The sequence below is a fragment of the Levilactobacillus andaensis genome (genome assembly GCF_016861695.1).
Lineage (GTDB): Bacteria > Bacillota > Bacilli > Lactobacillales > Lactobacillaceae > Levilactobacillus > Levilactobacillus andaensis.
In genome coordinates, this window is sequence record NZ_BOLP01000004.1 from 190,134 (window position 1) to 207,284 (window position 17,151).

General features: G+C 46.4%; 28 protein-coding genes. 2 read left to right on the forward strand and 26 right to left on the reverse strand.

Annotated features, from left to right (window positions below):
• Window positions 1-29: 29 nt before the first annotated feature.
• From secY to rpsL, 26 genes are all read right to left on the reverse strand, one after another.
• Window positions 30-1,340 carry a preprotein translocase subunit SecY gene (gene secY / locus JUF10_RS03410; RefSeq protein WP_203640836.1) on the reverse strand — a complete coding sequence of 437 codons (1,311 nt, stop codon included), beginning with the start codon at window positions 1,338-1,340 and terminating at the stop codon, window positions 30-32.
• The gene (gene rplO, locus JUF10_RS03415) at window positions 1,340-1,774 is read right to left on the reverse strand and encodes a 50S ribosomal protein L15 (RefSeq protein ID WP_203640837.1); all 435 of its coding nucleotides are present in this window, start codon (window positions 1,772-1,774) and stop codon (window positions 1,340-1,342) included. Before rplO ends, secY begins: the two co-directional genes overlap by 1 nt.
• Window positions 1,775-1,809: 35 nt before the next feature.
• Window positions 1,810-1,992 carry a 50S ribosomal protein L30 gene (rpmD, locus tag JUF10_RS03420; RefSeq protein WP_143461838.1) on the reverse strand — a complete coding sequence of 61 codons (183 nt, stop codon included), beginning with the start codon at window positions 1,990-1,992 and terminating at the stop codon, window positions 1,810-1,812.
• Window positions 1,993-2,006: 14 nt separating this feature from the next.
• Window positions 2,007-2,510: a 30S ribosomal protein S5 gene (gene rpsE / locus JUF10_RS03425; RefSeq protein WP_048735529.1), complete on the reverse strand. Its 504-nt coding sequence runs from the start codon at window positions 2,508-2,510 to the stop codon at window positions 2,007-2,009.
• A gap of 22 nt (window positions 2,511-2,532) precedes the next feature.
• Window positions 2,533-2,898 carry a 50S ribosomal protein L18 gene (gene rplR / locus JUF10_RS03430; RefSeq protein WP_048735526.1) on the reverse strand — a complete coding sequence of 122 codons (366 nt, stop codon included), beginning with the start codon at window positions 2,896-2,898 and terminating at the stop codon, window positions 2,533-2,535.
• A 34-nt stretch (window positions 2,899-2,932) separates the two neighbouring features.
• Window positions 2,933-3,469 (reverse strand): 50S ribosomal protein L6, encoded by a 537-nt coding sequence (gene rplF / locus JUF10_RS03435; protein WP_203640838.1) that lies wholly within the window; start codon window positions 3,467-3,469, stop codon window positions 2,933-2,935.
• Between the two features lie 30 nt (window positions 3,470-3,499).
• Complete coding sequence (rpsH, locus tag JUF10_RS03440; RefSeq protein ID WP_048735521.1) at window positions 3,500-3,898, reverse strand: 30S ribosomal protein S8; 399 nt, start codon at window positions 3,896-3,898, stop codon at window positions 3,500-3,502.
• A gap of 33 nt (window positions 3,899-3,931) precedes the next feature.
• Window positions 3,932-4,117, reverse strand: a complete 186-nt coding sequence (locus JUF10_RS03445) for a type Z 30S ribosomal protein S14 (RefSeq protein ID WP_082153261.1) — start codon at window positions 4,115-4,117, stop codon at window positions 3,932-3,934.
• Window positions 4,118-4,137: 20 nt separating this feature from the next.
• The gene (rplE, locus tag JUF10_RS03450; protein WP_048735518.1) at window positions 4,138-4,680 is read right to left on the reverse strand and encodes a 50S ribosomal protein L5; all 543 of its coding nucleotides are present in this window, start codon (window positions 4,678-4,680) and stop codon (window positions 4,138-4,140) included.
• 25 nt (window positions 4,681-4,705) lie between these two features.
• Window positions 4,706-5,017, reverse strand: coding sequence for a 50S ribosomal protein L24 (rplX, locus tag JUF10_RS03455; protein ID WP_143461836.1), 312 nt, complete (start codon window positions 5,015-5,017; stop codon window positions 4,706-4,708).
• Between the two features lie 36 nt (window positions 5,018-5,053).
• Window positions 5,054-5,422 (reverse strand): 50S ribosomal protein L14, encoded by a 369-nt coding sequence (rplN, locus tag JUF10_RS03460; protein WP_048735513.1) that lies wholly within the window; start codon window positions 5,420-5,422, stop codon window positions 5,054-5,056.
• A 50-nt stretch (window positions 5,423-5,472) separates the two neighbouring features.
• Complete coding sequence (rpsQ, locus tag JUF10_RS03465; protein WP_048735510.1) at window positions 5,473-5,739, reverse strand: 30S ribosomal protein S17; 267 nt, start codon at window positions 5,737-5,739, stop codon at window positions 5,473-5,475.
• 28 nt (window positions 5,740-5,767) lie between these two features.
• On the reverse strand, window positions 5,768-5,962 hold the full coding sequence (rpmC, locus tag JUF10_RS03470; protein WP_125582382.1) for a 50S ribosomal protein L29: 195 nt from the start codon (window positions 5,960-5,962) through the stop codon (window positions 5,768-5,770).
• Complete coding sequence (gene rplP, locus JUF10_RS03475) at window positions 5,952-6,386, reverse strand: 50S ribosomal protein L16 (RefSeq protein ID WP_048735506.1); 435 nt, start codon at window positions 6,384-6,386, stop codon at window positions 5,952-5,954. The genes rpmC and rplP overlap by 11 nt, the downstream gene beginning before the upstream one ends.
• A gap of 2 nt (window positions 6,387-6,388) precedes the next feature.
• Entirely contained in the window at window positions 6,389-7,048 is a 660-nt protein-coding gene (gene rpsC, locus JUF10_RS03480) for a 30S ribosomal protein S3 (RefSeq protein WP_048735503.1), read from the reverse strand.
• 3 nt (window positions 7,049-7,051) lie between these two features.
• Complete coding sequence (gene rplV / locus JUF10_RS03485; protein ID WP_048735501.1) at window positions 7,052-7,408, reverse strand: 50S ribosomal protein L22; 357 nt, start codon at window positions 7,406-7,408, stop codon at window positions 7,052-7,054.
• 16 nt (window positions 7,409-7,424) lie between these two features.
• Entirely contained in the window at window positions 7,425-7,700 is a 276-nt protein-coding gene (rpsS, locus tag JUF10_RS03490) for a 30S ribosomal protein S19 (RefSeq protein WP_048735499.1), read from the reverse strand.
• A 78-nt stretch (window positions 7,701-7,778) separates the two neighbouring features.
• Entirely contained in the window at window positions 7,779-8,627 is an 849-nt protein-coding gene (gene rplB / locus JUF10_RS03495) for a 50S ribosomal protein L2 (RefSeq protein ID WP_203640839.1), read from the reverse strand.
• Window positions 8,628-8,653: 26 nt separating this feature from the next.
• Entirely contained in the window at window positions 8,654-8,941 is a 288-nt protein-coding gene (gene rplW, locus JUF10_RS03500) for a 50S ribosomal protein L23 (protein ID WP_048735493.1), read from the reverse strand.
• Window positions 8,941-9,564 (reverse strand): 50S ribosomal protein L4, encoded by a 624-nt coding sequence (rplD, locus tag JUF10_RS03505; protein ID WP_048735491.1) that lies wholly within the window; start codon window positions 9,562-9,564, stop codon window positions 8,941-8,943. Before rplD ends, rplW begins: the two co-directional genes overlap by 1 nt.
• A 21-nt stretch (window positions 9,565-9,585) precedes the next feature.
• A complete protein-coding gene (gene rplC, locus JUF10_RS03510; protein WP_203640840.1) occupies window positions 9,586-10,236 on the reverse strand; it encodes a 50S ribosomal protein L3 in 651 nt (216 codons plus the stop codon).
• A 41-nt stretch (window positions 10,237-10,277) separates the two neighbouring features.
• On the reverse strand, window positions 10,278-10,586 hold the full coding sequence (gene rpsJ, locus JUF10_RS03515; RefSeq protein ID WP_011668500.1) for a 30S ribosomal protein S10: 309 nt from the start codon (window positions 10,584-10,586) through the stop codon (window positions 10,278-10,280).
• 294 nt (window positions 10,587-10,880) lie between these two features.
• Window positions 10,881-12,209, reverse strand: coding sequence for an MATE family efflux transporter (locus JUF10_RS03520; protein ID WP_203640841.1), 1,329 nt, complete (start codon window positions 12,207-12,209; stop codon window positions 10,881-10,883).
• A 386-nt stretch (window positions 12,210-12,595) separates the two neighbouring features.
• Window positions 12,596-14,695 (reverse strand): elongation factor G, encoded by a 2,100-nt coding sequence (fusA, locus tag JUF10_RS03525; protein ID WP_203640842.1) that lies wholly within the window; start codon window positions 14,693-14,695, stop codon window positions 12,596-12,598.
• A 189-nt stretch (window positions 14,696-14,884) separates the two neighbouring features.
• Window positions 14,885-15,355: a 30S ribosomal protein S7 gene (gene rpsG, locus JUF10_RS03530; protein WP_020090150.1), complete on the reverse strand. Its 471-nt coding sequence runs from the start codon at window positions 15,353-15,355 to the stop codon at window positions 14,885-14,887.
• A gap of 78 nt (window positions 15,356-15,433) precedes the next feature.
• Window positions 15,434-15,847 (reverse strand): 30S ribosomal protein S12, encoded by a 414-nt coding sequence (gene rpsL, locus JUF10_RS03535; RefSeq protein ID WP_011668504.1) that lies wholly within the window; start codon window positions 15,845-15,847, stop codon window positions 15,434-15,436.
• 282 nt (window positions 15,848-16,129) lie between these two features.
• Between rpsL and JUF10_RS03540 the strand changes: the two genes are divergently transcribed.
• Together JUF10_RS03540 and JUF10_RS03545 are read left to right on the forward strand one after the other, a co-directional pair.
• Window positions 16,130-16,774 carry a prepilin peptidase gene (locus JUF10_RS03540; protein WP_203640843.1) on the forward strand — a complete coding sequence of 215 codons (645 nt, stop codon included), beginning with the start codon at window positions 16,130-16,132 and terminating at the stop codon, window positions 16,772-16,774.
• On the forward strand, window positions 16,771-17,079 hold the full coding sequence (locus tag JUF10_RS03545; RefSeq protein ID WP_203640844.1) for a hypothetical protein: 309 nt from the start codon (window positions 16,771-16,773) through the stop codon (window positions 17,077-17,079). The genes JUF10_RS03540 and JUF10_RS03545 overlap by 4 nt, the downstream gene beginning before the upstream one ends.
• Window positions 17,080-17,151 lie beyond the last annotated feature (72 nt).

The window sequence follows — 17,151 nt, forward strand, 5'->3', positions numbered from 1 at the left end:
AAAAGATCAACACACCCGCTGGAAACTCATTAAGCTGGTTCTGGATCTTGGATAAAGCCAACGTATTCGCGCTTCATCATCAATCCGTCAACTTGCCGCATGGTTTCGATAGCCACACCAACGACGATTAAGAGGCTGGTACCACCTAAACCAATTGACTCATCTAAGTCCCAAAGGTTTTGGGCTAATAACGGAATCAAGGAAATGAATCCAAGGAAGAGCGCACCCACAGTGCTGAGGCGCATCAACAAACTGGAAACATATGATTGTGTTTCGTGACCAGGCCAAACACCAGGAATGTAGCTCCCCTGCTTTTGCAGGTTCTCAGCTAACTTTTCTGGGTTAACTTGCACGAACGCATAGAAGAACGTGAACACAACGATCAGAACGGTGTACAAAATGGCGCCATCGACCGTTTGCATGTTAAAGACGTCCGTCAGTGTTTGATACCAGGCATCTTGAGAGTGGGTGTTTTGGAACGCCATCAGAATAGTCTGTGGCGTCGCAATAAACGAACTCGCGAAGATAACTGGAATAACACCGGCAACGTTGACTTTTAATGGAAGGTAGCTACTATCTGGTGAACCAGATACTCGCCGGGTGTACTGGATTGGGACCCGCCGTTCAGCTTGTTGAACCCATGTAGTGAAGGTCACAATAATCAGAACTAACACGATCAAACCAAGAATGAACAATACACTCTTCCACAAAGTCCCTTTATCAGCGTCGACAAAGTAAGTTTGGTAAAGTTGGTAAACAGATTTTGGTGTCCGAGCAATGATACCCGCAAAGATAATCATTGAAATCCCGTTACCAAGACCGCGATCGGTAATCATATCACCCATCCAAGTAGTCAACATGGTCCCACCAGTCAGGATTAACCCGATTGACAGGTACGTTGTCACACTCGGGTTTTGGACCAATTTCAGTGAGCTTAAAGCACTGAAACCAGCCGTGATCCCGATGGATTGAACGAAGGCTAACGCAATCGCTAAGTATCGCGTTGCCTGGTTCAATTTCCGCCGACCAACGTCCCCTTGCTTGCTCCATTCAACGAAGCGCGGAACGATGTCCATTTGCAGCAATTGAATAACGATTTGTGCAGTGATGTAAGGTGAAACACCCATCGCGAAGATGGAATAATTGGTTAACCCACCACCACTGAAGGTATCTAAAATACTAACCAATCCAGAAGACGCAACGCTTTGAAGTGCCTTTGCGTTAATGCCGGGGACGGTAATATAAGTACCCAACCGAAAGACAATCAAAACCAATAGAGTAAAGAGAATCTTTTTACGAATGTCTTTAATCTTAAAGGCGTTTTTCAAGCTTGATAGCATTAAATCACCTCAGTCTTACCACCAGCAGCTACGATGGCTTCGGCAGCTGACTTAGAGAATTTAGCGGCCTTAACCGTCAACTTCTTCGTTAACTCACCGTTACCTAAGATCTTAATACCGGCCTTTTCGTTCTTGACGATGCCAGCTTCGATTAAGACAGCTGGTGTAACTTCAGCACCATCATCAAAGACGTTCAAAGCAGCCAAGTTTACGACAGCAAATTCCTTACGGTTAATGTTGGTAAACCCACGCTTTGGAATACGACGGTACAGTGGCATTTGGCCACCTTCAAAACCCAAACGAGTCTTGCTACGAGCCTTTTGACCTTTTTGGCCACGACCAGCAGTCTTACCGTTACCAGATGAATCACCACGGCCAACTCGGTTACGAACCTTCCGTGAGCCTTCAGCAGGTTTTAGTTCATTCAACTTCATGCTATTGCGCACCTCCTTATTTAATGATATGTGTATTACTTAACTTCTTCAACCTTAATCAAGTGTGCGATTTGGAAAAGCGCACCGCGGGTAGCCTCGTTGTCTGGTTGTACAACCGTGCTGTTAACACGATGTAAACCTAAAGCTTCCACAATCTTCCGCTGTTTAGGGAGGCGGTGAGCAGCACTATGAATTAAAGTAACTTTTAATTGAGCCATTTTAAAACCCCTCCTTATTCAGCTAAGTGTTGAAGAGAGACACCACGGAGAGCGGCAACTTCTTCAGCACGCTTCAACTGAGCCAAGCCAGCAAAAGTGGCCCGAACAGCGTTGACCGGCGTGTTAGAACCTAAACGCTTGGAAGTAACGTCAGCAACCCCAGCTAATTCCATGACGGAACGAACTGAACCACCAGCGGTAACCCCAGAACCTTCAGCAGCGGGCTTGAGTAAGATCTTACCCCCACCGTATGAACCGAGGACTTCGTGAGGAATAGTCGTTCCCACGATAGGAACTTCGATCAGGTTCTTACGAGCAGCTTCAACGGCCTTACGAATAGCTTCTGGGACTTCTTGTGCTTTACCAGTACCAAAGCCAACGTGACCGTTCTTGTCGCCGACAATTACAAGCGCAGCGAACCGTAGACGACGGCCACCTTTTACAACCTTGGTAATCCGGTTGATAGCAACAACGTTGTCTTCGAGTTCTAACTTGTCGGGATCAATAAATTTTGCCATGTGTGGTTATTCCTCCTTACTCTTAAAATTTAAGCCCGTTTTCGCGAGCAGCTTCTGCCAATGCTTGAACACGGCCATGGTATAAATACCCGCCACGATCGAACACAACATCGCTAACATTTTTTTCGACAGCACGCTTTGCAACTAACTCACCAACGCCTTTAGCTTGGTCAGTCTTGTTGTCGCCACTTACTTCGCTATCTAACGTCGAGGCACTAACAAGTGTAACACCCGCTACGTCATCAATAATTTGAGCGTAGATGTTTTTGTTAGAGCGGAATACGTTTAAGCGTGGGCGTTCAGCAGTTCCAGAAATTTTGTTCCGGACACGCATATGACGCTTTTGACGTGTCTTGTTCTTATCTGGTTTCGTAATCAAAATAGTCACCTCTTTGTAAAATTATCAGCACTAAGCTGCGATACTACTTACCGGTCTTACCTTCACGAATACGAACGAATTCGTTTTCGTAACGGATACCCTTACCTTTGTAAGGTTCTGGTGAACGAACGGCACGAACTTCAGCAGCGAAGTCACCGACTTCTTGCTTGCTGATACCGGAAATGTTGATAGTGGTGTTGTCTGGAACCTTAACTTCCAAGGTTTCAGGAACAGCCATTTCAACAGGGTTGGAGTAACCAACGCTCAATACCAGGGTCTTACCCTTAACTTGAACACGGTAACCAACACCGACCAGCTTCAAGGTCTTAGCAAAGCCATTGACAACACCTTCAACCATGTTGTTCAAGTTAGCCCGTTGCGTACCATGCATGGCACGTGTCTTGTTGTTGTTATCTGGACGATCGAAGTCAACAGCACCATCACTAATTTTCATAGAAATGATATCGGAGAACGTCCGGGTTAAAGAACCCTTAGGACCCTTGACCGTTACTTGATTGCCATCGCGTTTAACTTCAACGCCGGCTGGGACGTTGACAGTTTTATAACCAATACGACTCACTGAAAGGCACCTCCTATCTTCTTAAAAGTTTTACCAAACGTAGGCGAGAACTTCGCCACCGATTTTCTTGGCCCGCGCTTCTTTATCAGTAATTACACCTTCAGAGGTGGAGATAATGGCGATACCTAAACCGTTCAATACCTTTGGTACAGCGTCGGCTTTAACGTATGAACGTAAGCCGGGCTTAGAAATACGCTTTAAACCACTGATAACACGTTGGTTGTCTTTGCCGTACTTGAGGAATACGCGGATGATACCTTGCTTGTCATCATCGATGTATTCAACGTTACGGATGAAACCTTCGCGCTTCAGGATTTCAGCGATGTCACGTTTAATTGTTGATGCAGGAACTTCGAGTGATTCGTGACGAACCATGTTGGCGTTACGAATCCGAGTCAAGAAGTCTGCAATAGGATCAGTCATGGACATTAACGATTTCCCTCCCTTTGTTTAAAATTCAGTCTACCAACTTGCCTTCTTCATGCCAGGAATTTGACCCTTGTGGGCTAATTCGCGCATGCAGATACGGCAAAGATGGAACTTTTGATAAACAGAGTGTGGACGTCCACAACGTTCGCAACGAGTATAATTCTGAGTAGAGAACTTCGCAGGACGCTTGTTCTTAGCAATTTGAGATTTCTTAGCCAATTTGTGTGAACCTCCTTAAATTAGTGTGCAAACGGCATACCGAATTGAGTCAGCAATTCGCGTGACTCTTCATCAGTATTAGCCGTGGTAACGATAACGATGTCCAAACCACGAACACGGTTAACATTGTCAAAGTTGATCTCTGGGAAAATTAATTGTTCCTTAACACCCAAAGTGTAGTTCCCACGGCCATCAAAGGCACGAGAGCTAACACCACGGAAGTCACGAACACGTGGCAATGACACGTTGATTAATTTATCCAAGAATTCGTACATGCGGTCACCGCGGAGGGTAACCTTAGCACCGATTGACATACCTTCACGAAGACGGAAGGTTGCGATTGATTTCTTGGCCTTAGTAACCAATGGCTTTTGACCAGAAATCAAACCAAGTTCTTCAACAGCTTCGTCGAGGTTCTTAGCGTTGGAGACAGCGTCACCAACACCCATGTTCAAAACGATCTTTTCGATCTTCGGTGTTTGCATAATAGAACTGTAGCTAAATTTTTCCACCAATGATGGGGTAATTTCATTAACGTACTTTTCTTTTAAACGAGTTGACATGAAATTATGTTCCTCCTTTCAGTGATTATTTGTCGATGGTTTCGCCGGACTTTTTAGCGAACCGGACTTTGTGACCATCTTCAATTCGAACGCCAAGCCGGGTGGGTTCGTTGTTCGAAGGATCGATGAGCATTACGTTGGATGCGTGAATTGGTGCTTCAATATCAATAATTCCGCCTTGGGGATTAGATTGAGAAGCTTTTTGGTGCTTCTTAATCATATTGACGCCTTTAACGATCACGCGGTTCTTGGCATTCAGGACTTTGGAAACAGTTCCTTCTTTACCTTTATCCTTGCCAGCGATCACGCGGACCTTGTCACCAGTTTTAATAAGCATTCCTGTGGGCACCTCCTTGTTTAACACGTTTCTTAATTACAGTACTTCGGGTGCTAATGAGATAATCTTCATGAAGTCGTTGTCACGTAATTCACGTGCAACTGGTCCGAAGATACGAGTCCCTTGTGGGCTCTTGTCGTCTTTGATCAGCACTGCGGCATTTTCATCAAAGCTGATGTATGAACCATCGTTACGGCGTACACGAGACTTCGTACGAACGACAACGGCCTTAACAACATCACCCTTTTTGACAACGCCACCTGGTGTTGCTTGTTTGATAGTAGCGACAATAACATCACCAATTCCGGCGTAGCGACGCTTGGAGCCACCCAGAACCTTAATGGTCAGAATTTCCCGGGCGCCGGAGTTGTCGGCAACCTTTAAACGGCTTTCTTGTTGGATCACAGCTAGTGTCCTCCCTTCAGTTCTAGTTCAGAATACGATAAAAACGACACCTAAATGATTACTGCTTTTTCAACAATGTCGACTAAGCGGAACCGCTTGGTAGCAGACAGAGGACGAGTTTCCATGATTTCAACAATATCGCCAGTGTGGGCTTCGTTGTTTTCGTCATGTGCCTTGTACTTCTTGGAGTACTTGACACGCTTGCCATATCGTGCATCAGTCTTCGTCGTTTCTACAACGACAGTGATCGTCTTTTCCATTTTGTCGGAAACGACACGACCACGGTAAACCTTGCGGTTATTACGTGCATCACTCATGTATTAGTGACCTCCTTCTTATCGTATTCTACTTGTTCAGTTCTTGTTGGCGAAGAGCGGTTTTAATCCGCGCAATGTTCTTACGAACCTGCTTCAACCGTGCGGTGTTTTCCAATTGACCAGTAGCTAATTGGAAACGCAAGTTGAATAATTCGTCCTTGTAGCTCTTTTCTTTATCGAGCATTTCAGCAGTGGTTAATTCGTTGATTTCTTTAATCTTCATTAGATTCGCCACCTACTTCCTCTCGGGTTAAAACTTTAGTGCGAACGGGAAGCTTCATGGCAGCTAGGCGCAATGCTTCGCGGGCAGTTTCTTCAGAAACGCCACCCACTTCAAACATAATCTTGCCACGCTTGACTGGGGCTACCCAGCCATCAGGCGTACCTTTACCATTACCCATCCGGACCCCAACACCTTTACTGGTGTAGGATTTGTGAGGGAAAATCTTGATCCAAACTTTCCCACCACGCTTCATGTAACGTGTAATTGCCACACGGGCAGCTTCGATTTGACGGTTGGTGATCCACTTGGAATCCAACGCTTGCAAACCGTAGTCACCGAAAGCGACGCTCTTGCCACCCTTGGATTCGCCACGAAGCTTACCACGGTGGACACGACGGAACTTTACTCGCTTAGGTACCAGCATGCTTATTTCCCTCCTTGTCCGTTAGTTTGTTTCTTTTCGGGAAGAACTTCACCACGGTAGATCCAGGTCTTAACACCTAAAGAACCGTAAGTAGTGTGAGCTTCAACCCATGCATAGTCGATGTCAGCACGTAACGTGTGCAATGGAACCGTACCTTCAGCATAGCTTTCGACACGGGACATATCAGCACCGTTTAAACGACCAGCGACTTGCGTCTTAACACCCTTGGCGCCAGAACGCATAGTGCGTTGCATCGTTCCACGCATTGCACGACGGAAAGCAACACGGCCTTCCAATTGACGAGCAATGTTTTCGCCGACCAACTTAGCATCCAAATCTGGCTTCTTGATTTCCACGATGTTGATGTGGACACGTTTGCCAGTTAAGTCGTTCAATTCCTTACGGAGATTTTCGACTTCGGAACCACCCTTACCAATTACCATCCCTGGCTTGGCAGTGTGAATTGAGATGTTGACGCGGTTTGCAGCCCGTTCAATCTCAACAGTTGATACAGAAGCGTCGACAAGACGCTTTTCGATAAATTTACGGATTTGAAGGTCTTCCTTCAGGTAAGCAGCGAAATCCTTTTCAGCATACCACTTTGCTTCCCAGTCGCGAATGATACCGACCCGTAATCCAGTTGGATTTACTTTTTGACCCACGCGTTATCCCTCCTCTTTTTCAGATACAACAACCGTAATGTGACTCGTACGCTTGTTGATTGGTGAAGCAGAGCCTTTGGCACGAGGACGGAACCGCTTAAGGGTTGGTCCTTCGTTCACATAGGCTTCGCTAACAACTAGATCTTGACGATCTAAGTCAAAATTATTTTCTGCATTAGCAATTGCAGAGTTCAATACCTTTGCCACAACCGGTGATGCTCCACGTGGTGTGAACTTTAAGATAGCGATTGCTTCAGCAACGCTCTTGCCGCGGATAAGATCGATGACAAGGCGGACTTTGCGAGCAGCAATCCGAACCGTCTTAGCAGTCGCTTGCGCTGATGTAACTTGTTCAGCCATTAGTTAATCCTCCTTATCAACGAGTTTTCTTGTCGTCGCCACCATGACCACGGAATGTCCGGGTTGGTACGAATTCGCCAAGCTTGTGGCCTACCATGTCTTCTTGAACGTACACTGGTACGTGCTTCCGTCCGTCATAAACAGCGATAGTTAAACCAACAAAGCTAGGGAAAATAGTAGACCGACGGGACCAGGTCTTGATGACAGCCTTTTTGTCTTGATCCTTTTGCGCATCAACCTTCTTCAGCAAATGTGCATCGGCGAAAGGTCCTTTTTTCAAACTACGACCCATTATGAAACCTCCTCTACTTGTGGCGCATCGTCTAAAACGATGATCACCAGGTCTCTTGACATCCGGTAAACCGGATTATTACATCTTGGAACCTTTACGACGACGAACGATGAACTTGTTGCTCTTGTTCTTCTTCGAACGCGTCTTCTTACCAACGGTCTTCTTACCCCATGGAGAAAGAGGAGATGGTAAACCAACAGGTGCTTTACCTTCACCACCACCATGTGGGTGATCGTTAGGGTTCATTACAGAACCACGAACGTGTGGACGTTGACCGCCCCAACGGGTACGACCGGCTTTACCGACGTTAACCAATTCGTGTTCTTCATTCCCAACGGCACCGATAGTTGCACGGTTAACGCCCAAGATCATCCGAACTTCACCGGAAGATAAGCGAACTAACACGTACTTTTCATCGTTAGCTTTACCTAACAATTGAGCTGAAGTCCCAGCAGAACGGACCAATTGGCCACCCTTGCCCGGCTTCAATTCGATGTTGTGAATGACAGTCCCAAAAGGAATGTTCTTCAATGGTAACGTGTTACCAATCTTGATATCAGCTTCTGGACCAGATTGAACTTGTGCGCCAACCTTTAAGCCCTTAGGTGCGATGATGTATGACTTAACACCATCAGCGTAAACGAGCAAGGCAATGTTAGCAGTACGGTTAGGATCGTATTCGATAGCCTTAACAGTAGCTGGAACTTCGTCCTTGATTCGCTTGAAGTCGATGATCCGGTATTGACGCTTGTTACCACCGCCACGATGACGGACAGTCATCTTACCAGCGTTGTTACGGCCGGCGGTATGGCTTTGTGAATCAAGCAATGACTTTTCAGGAGTCGTCTTAGTGATGACGTCTTTGTAAACCAAGCTCGTCATATTACGACGACCATTGCTTGTTGGTTTGTATTTCTTAATCGCCACGTTATTTCCCTCCTATATCTGAAATTTTATTCTTCGTTGAATAACTTGATTTCTTTTGAGTCGGCAGATAAGCTGACAATAGCCTTACGACGCTTCTTAGTGTAGCCTTCGTAACGACCTTGACGCTTTTTCTTACCCTTTAAGTTCATGATGTTGACCTTAACAACCTTAACGTCAAAGATGTCTTCAATGGCATGCTTGACTTGTGTCTTGGTTGCTCGTACGTCAACGTCAAAGGTGTAACGCTTGTCGTCCATAGTTGCCATCGTAGCTTCGGTAACAACTGGGCGTAAAATAATGTCACGTGATTCCATTATGCGAGCACCTCCTCTACTTGAGAAAGAGCTGGTTGGGTAATCACTAACTTGTCCGCAGCGGCGATATCAAGGACATTCAAGCTCTTGGCTGGAATAACCTTAACGTTAGCTAAGTTACGGGCTGCTAAAGCAGCAGTTACGTTGTCGTCTTCAAGGACAACCAACGTCTTAGTTGTGACATTCAAACCAGCCAGCACTGCAGCAAATTCTTTTGTCTTAGGTGCGTCGAATGCTAAACCGTCAAGAACGACTAAGCTTTCGTCCAGAACCTTTTGAGAAAGAACAGACTTCAATGCTAAACGGCCAACCTTCTTAGGAAGGTGGTAACTGTAAGAACGAGGGGTTGGTCCAAAGACCACACCACCACCGACCCATTGTGGGGAACGGATGGAACCTTGACGGGCCCGACCAGTACCCTTTTGACGCCATGGCTTCTTACCACCACCACGGACAGCACTCCGGTTTTTAACGGCGTGTGTACCTTGGCGAAGTGAAGCTCGTTGCATCAGGATCGTGTCGTAAATAACGTTTTCGTTAGGTTCGATGCCGAAGATATCGGCGTTCAAATCAACGTTGCCGTTTTGACTACCATCTTGCTTGTATAATGCTACGCTTGTCATTTAATTATCCTCCCTTCCTATTTATTTGTCAGACTGCTTGGGACGTGGTGGGCGAACAGCACTCTTAACAGTAACGAGTGACTTGTTAGCACCAGGGACGTTACCCTTGATCAACAGAACGTTGTTATCAACGTCAGCTTTAACGATCACGAGGTTTTGGATAGTAACTTGCTTGTTACCCATCCGACCTGGAAGCTTCATACCAGGGAATACCCGGTTGATGATGGCACCCAGAGAACCTGGACGACGGTGGTAACGAGAACCATGGGCCATAGGGCCACGGCTTTGACCGTCTTTATGAATGTTACCTTGGTATCCATGACCTTTAGTAATACCAGTGACATCAACGATGTCTCCTGTTTGGAAGGTATCAACTTTAACTTCGTCTGCTACCTTGTAATCTCCCAGCTCAACATCTCTGAATTCACGAATGAAGCGCTTAGGAGTCGTGTTTGCTTTTGCTACATGACCTTGTTCGGGCTTGTTGCTGAGTACTTCACGCTTGTCTTGGTAACCAAGTTGAATGGCATTGTAACCGTCGTTTTCCATCGTCTTAACTTGTAACACAACGTTTGGCGTTGCTTCGACAACAGTAACGGGGATTAATTCGCCAGCATCAGTGAAGACTTGCGTCATCCCGACCTTTTTCCCTAAGATTCCTTTAGTGGTCATGAGTACACCTCCGATTATATTGTATTTAGTATTCTTGAAAATTATAACTTGATTTCGATGTCAACACCGCTAGGCAAGTCAAGCTTCATTAATGAGTCGACTGTCTTTGGCGTTGGGTTAACGATATCAATCAAACGCTTGTGCGTCCGCATTTCGAATTGTTCACGTGAGTCCTTAAACTTATGTGGTGAACGTAAAACGGTGTAGATCGTCCGTTCAGTTGGTAATGGAATAGGACCTGAGATGCCGGCACCAGTTCTCTTCGCTGTTTCAACGATCTTGTCCGCTGATTGGTCGAGGATACGATGTTCGTAAGCCTTCAACCGAATCCGAATTTTTTGTTTTGCCATTGTGTTCCCTCCTTCGTCTATTTTAAAAATAAGACTAACTCCGTGGAAATTCCCGCCACACCCTCATGGCAAAGCGGCCGGGTGTGTCGCAATCTCCCACATCATCGCTTAAACTTTTGAGCCTTACCCGGGGGGCACAAATTACCCCCTGAAATTCAGCACTTGACTATCATACTAAATAAAACGGCGGCTGACAAGGGTTTTGACAGAATTCCTTTAATTTTTTTGTTAAGTCACTATCCAAATTGACCGAAATCAACTTGAAAAGTTGACGTCACATTTCAGAATCTGGTGTCAAACGCGTCTTTTCCTATTAAATAGCACTTTCGATAGTAACCAACCAATCAGGCACGTCACCACATCGGCTGCCGGCTGGGCCCAGATAACACCATGGTAACCAAACAGCATCGCCCCCGCCACAATCATCACGTAGAAGACAATTCCTTGGCGTGAAAGCGACATGATCAGTGCGCCACTGGCTTTACCCGTACTCTGGAAAACCGTCGTGTAGACCAGCACAGCCCCCACAAACGGCGTTGTTAGCAGAAAGACCCGCAACATGTACGTCCCCGCCGTAATAACCGCGGCATTGTGTAGGAACAAGGCAATGATCTGTGGTGCCAGAATCATCAAGATCACGGCGAATACTAGTGCATAGACCACCTCAACCAGTAGATCGAAGTGCAGGATTTTTTTGAAACGCGCCATGTTCTTCGCACCGAAGGTATACCCAATTAACGGCTGCGCACCAAATGCAAAGCCGACCATGACCAGCATGATAATCATGTAAACTTTCAAGACGATTCCCATCGCTGCCACACGCGTTGGGCCATAATCTACCAAATAGCGGTTCAAAACAGTCGTCCCAAACGCCTGCATCAAATTGGTGATCGACCCCGGTATCCCAATAAACAGGACCGAGCCTACTAACGACCAACTGATCCGACTGATCTTGGGATCGACAGAGATGACCTGGCAATATCGTTTGGTCAGATAAACCAGTGCGCCCGCCGAAATCGTATAGCCGATAACGGTTGCCAAGGCGGCCCCGGCTGCGCCTAACCTCAATGGGAAAATTAGGATAGGGTCCAGGATAATCGTAATGACGGTTCCGACCATGGTCCCAATCATCGACTGGGTGGCAAACCCTTCCGTCCGAATCAGGTTACCAGGCACAATCGACACGATGATCGGCATCGCCCCGGCTGCCATAATGCGGTAAAACTGCGAAGCATACGGATAAGTTGCCGTCGTTGCCCCTAGCATATGTAAAATCGGTCGATCAAAAACCAGCAAGAGGGCTGTCGTTATCAAACCGAAAACGACCGACCCGTACAAACAGAAACTACTGACCCGACTCCCTGTGTGGTATGCCTTTTCCCCTAGCAACCGAGAAATCAGTGAACTCCCACCCAAGCCGAAGATATCGCCAATCGCAATCAGTAACGAGAACAACGGCGTGCATAGCGCAACCCCCGCCACCAGATTCGTGTTTTGCGTTTGGGAAACGAAAAACGTATCGGCTAAATTGTATATCATACTAGCCACCATACTCAGAACAACCGGTAAGGCTAGCTTAAAGTAGGCCCGCGGAATCGAGGACCGTTCAAACAGTTCTTCCATAACTCACTCTCCAATTCCAGTGCGACCGCACAGAATTTATTATAACGCAAAGCACCACGCTCTGTTAACTCCGATTATCATTGAGTGTCGACTATCACCTTCAGCACATTCCCTTGCCTAACTGACGGAGCGGTTTAGTCGAAAAGTCGCTTCCGCATTTTAACAGCTTCCAGCGATGCTTGAACTTTAACCATCCAGATTATGGCGCTAACGCAATGGGCGCATAGGTTCTTGCCACCTGAGCTATCACTTTTAGGTTCACTTTCTTCTATCATATAGTGTAAGGCCCCTGCTGCGTGTTTCCGTCCCAGCGACACTCTATTCGTAGGGACAAAAAAACGCCCCACCCCGAAAGGTAGGACGTTTCATTTTAAACAGCAGACAGACTAGTCTTCGACTGGAGTGCCGCCATTCTTCTTGATAATGTCAGCTTGAACACTCTTTGGCGTTGGTTCGTAGTGATCAAACGTCATGGTAAAGGTACCACGACCTTGAGATGCGGAACGTAACGTCGTTGCGTAACCGAACATTTCGGATAACGGAACGAAGGAGTGAATCATTTGTGCGTTACCACGTGCTTCCATACCATCAACCTTACCACGACGTGCGGTAACTTGGCCCATGATATCACCCATGTATTCTTCAGGAACCAAGATATCAACCTTCATGATTGGTTCAAGAATTACAGGGCCAGCAGTCTTAACGGCATTCCGTAAAGCCAAGGAAGCGGCAACCTTGAAGGCTGCTTCACTAGAATCGACTTCATGGTAACTACCATCGTATAACTTGGCCTTAACATCAACCAATGGGTAACCGGCTAAGACACCGTTTGCCATTGCTTCTTGCAGACCTTGGTCAACTGAAGGGATAAATTCACGAGGAACAACCCCACCGACGATGCCGTCTTCGAATTCGTAACCCTTACCACGTTCGTTAGGGGTGAATTCGATCCAAACATCACCATATTGACCTTTACCACCAGATTGACGAACAAACTTACCTTGGACCTTAGTTGACTTCGTGAATGCTTCACGGTAGGCAACTTGAGGGGCACCAATGTTAGCTTCAACCTTGAATTCACGCTTCATCCGGTCGATGATGATATCCAAGTGAAGTTCACCCATCCCAGCAATCAGAGTTTCACCAGTTTCAGGATTAGTTTCAGCCTTGAAAGTAGGGTCTTCTTCAGAAAGTTTTTGCAGGGCAGTGTTCATCTTATCTTGGTCAGCCTTCGTCTTTGGTTCTACGGCAACCTGGATAACTGGATCTGGGAAGTTCATAGATTCCAAATGTAATGGGTGATCTGGATCAGTCAAAGAGTCACCAGTAGTGGTGTTCTTCAAACCAATGGCCCCAGCGATATCACCGGAGAAGACTTCTGGAATTTCTTGACGGTGATTTGAATGCATTTGCAGCAAACGACCAACACGTTCACGCTTGTCCTTCGTGGAGTTAAGCACGTAAGAACCAGCTTCCAGAGTACCGGAGTAAACCCGGATGTAAGTCAAACGACCAACGAATGGGTCAGTGGCAACCTTAAATGCTAAGGCAGCAAATGGCGCATCGTCATCGGCACGTAATTCAACGGCTTCGTCAGTATCAGGAACAGTAGCGTTGTAAGGCTTAACATCCAATGGAGATGGTAAGTAGTCCACAACGGCGTCCATCAACATTTGAACACCCTTATCCTTGAAAGCAGAACCGGCGAAGACTGGGAACATTTCCAGCTTCAACGTAGCACGCCGAATAGCGGCCTTAAGTTCTGCCTTGGTGATTTCTTCACCTTCAAGGTACTTTTCCATGATTTCATCATCAACGTCAGCGACGCTTTCGATGATGCTTTCATGGCGCTTCTTAGCTTCTTCAGCCATGTCAGCAGGGATTTCAACGGTGTCCCATGAGGAACCCAATTCATCCTTGTCGTAAACGTAGGCTTTCATTTCGATTAAGTCAACAACACCGGCGAAGTCATCTTCGGCACCGATTGCCATTTGTAAAGCAACCGCGTTGGCTTGTAAGCGTTCGTGAATGGAGTTAACTGAGAAGTCGAAGTCGGCACCCAGCTTATCCATCTTGTTAACGAACACGATACGGGGAACATCGAAATCTGAGGCTTGACGCCAAACAGTTTCGGTTTGAGGTTCAACACCGGCTTGACCGTCTAAGACGGCAACGGCACCATCAAGCACCCGCAAAGAACGTTCAACTTCAACAGTGAAGTCCACGTGCCCTGGAGTATCGATGATGTTGATACGGTGTTGTTTCCATTCGGCCGTCGTAGCGGCTGAAGTGATCGTAATACCCCGTTCTTGTTCTTGTTCCATCCAGTCCATTTGTGAAGCCCCATCATGGGTTTCACCAATCTTGTGGATTTTACCAGTGTAATACAGGATACGCTCAGTAGTCGTCGTCTTCCCGGCATCAATATGAGCCATGATACCGATGTTACGAGTTTTATCAAGCGGAAATTCACGAGTATTAGCCATGATTAATGTGTAACTCCTCTCAAAATTGATCGTAGATTGTGCCAAAAAGTGACTACTAACATCGCAATTGATTTTAGTAGCCACCTCTGGATTAAAGGATTGCTCCCTTAAGTTAGAGATAAGCGGTCACGAGGACGCGCTACTCCAACATTTTATCACACTACGAGTAAAGCAGTGCGATAGCTGCTCTTACCAGCGGTAGTGAGCGAAGGCACGGTTGGCATCTGCCATCCGGTGCGTATCTTCACGCTTCTTAACTGCAGCACCGGTGTTGTTAGCGGCGTCCATGATTTCACGAGCAAGTCGTTCAACCATCGTGTGTTCGCCACGTAAACGAGAGTACTGTACCATCCAACGAAGACCTAAAGTGGTCCGACGGTCTGGCCGAACTTCGATAGGAACTTGGTAGTTTGACCCACCAACACGCCGAGCCTTAACTTCCAAGACTGGCATAACATTCTTCATTGCTTCTTCGAAGACTTCCACTGGATCGTTACCAGTTTCGTTCTTAATGATGTCGAAGGCACCATAAATGATCTTAGTTGAAGTTCCACGTTTCCCATCCATCATCGTGTGGTTGATCAGACGAGTGACCAACTTTGAATTGTAAATTGGATCAGGAAGGACTTCACGCTTTTGTACGTTTCCTTTTCTAGGCATTGTTAATATCCTCCTTGAAATGCTGTTACAGGTCGGTTGACGGCAACCGTGCACCCGACCCTAATATTGAGTCTCGGTTTAGCCCTTAGGCTTCTTAGTCCCATACTTGGAACGACCTTGACGACGGTCAGTAACACCGGCAGTATCGAGGGCACCACGGATAATGTGGTAACGAACCCCAGGTAAATCCTTAACCCGGCCGCCCCGGATAAGCACAACACTATGTTCTTGAAGGTTGTGGCCAATACCAGGAATGTAAGCAGTCACTTCAATTAAGTTTGACAACCGCACACGTGCATATTTACGTAAAGCAGAGTTAGGCTTCTTTGGTGTCATGGTACCGACACGAGTAGCAACCCCACGCTTTTGTGGAGCTGGATTCTTAACTTGAGCTTTTTTGAAACTGTTATACCCGTAGTTTAAAGCTGGGGCATCTGATTTAGAACTTTTAGATTTACGACCTTTACGCACCAATTGGTTGATAGTAGGCATCTAAATAGTCCTCCTTTCCGTATTCTTTCTAGAGTTTTAAGTCCACACATCCAGGTGGTTCATTTTCCTGTAAAGAAAAAAGACGACCCATGTGGAGATTTAATTGAAGTGTCCTCCCCGCCGTCAGTCAGCATGTCCGGTAATGAATACCCGAGACCTGTCTGCGAAAAGCACCTTGAATAGAATACCATGCCAGCATTTGCATGTCAACCGGCCTAACTGGAATTTTCCACAAACATTTCAGCATTTTTTACGGAGTTAATCTATAGAGGTGAAACTTTCATGCTGATAATTCTGTTTATTTACGGCGCTTGCATTGGCTCCGGACTGGTCGCTCTGGCGGACCGCTACGCCACAAACACGTCAATTTTCTATCCAACTTCTCATTGTGACACCTGCCAGACACCCCTGGCCTACTGGCAACTGGTCCCTATCCTGAGCTATCTGTTGCTGCGCGGCCGGTGCCACTACTGCCAAACGATAATTCCGGCAACCAGTCTGCTAGCAGAATTCACGGCGGGACTGGTGCTAACGACACTCACACCGGCAACGATCATTCCCCTACTTTGGCTGGGACTATGGGGATACGCTGCGCTGTGTGATGCGCGGACCCAGACATTTCCGGGGTGGGTGAGCTGGGTGACTATTCCTATAATGTTCATGATGAACTCGCCAGTTATCGTCCTTATCACAATTATTTTGTTAGTTGGAATCCATTTAGTTTGGTCACATTGGCCTAATCCACTAATTGGCGATGGTGATTTGGAAATAATTTTGAGCTACCATCTGCTTCATGGAATAACTGTAACCGCACAGTGGCTACTAACTGCCAGCCTTATAGCCATGATCTATTCTGGCACCAAAACACGTATTCCTTTTCTTCCTTTCCTATTAGTGAGTGCTCTAGGGTGGTGGCTATCTCAATGAAGCCTACCGCTAATAGCTTTAAAGAAGCTGAGACAACAAAAATCAGTCAAAAACACACCGCTAATGCATTCTCCGTTAACCGTCATCTTATTAACGCTAAATGGTATCACGATAAATTTTTAAAATTGCCTCTTCCCAAAGCCGTCAAAGAATCACTTTATCAATCTGCTATGACCATCCTTGAGCATCGAAATGGATCTGATTTTGAAGATCTTTATGCCATTGATATCGAAACTGGAACCGTCATAATCTGTAGTCGGCAGGCCACAACTCCTTTACAAGTCGGATTTAAAATAGCTGACTAGCATCACATCATCGCCGTCAATCAAATGGTCGTCCTGCTACATAACCATCCTGGAAGCACACGTCCTTCTATT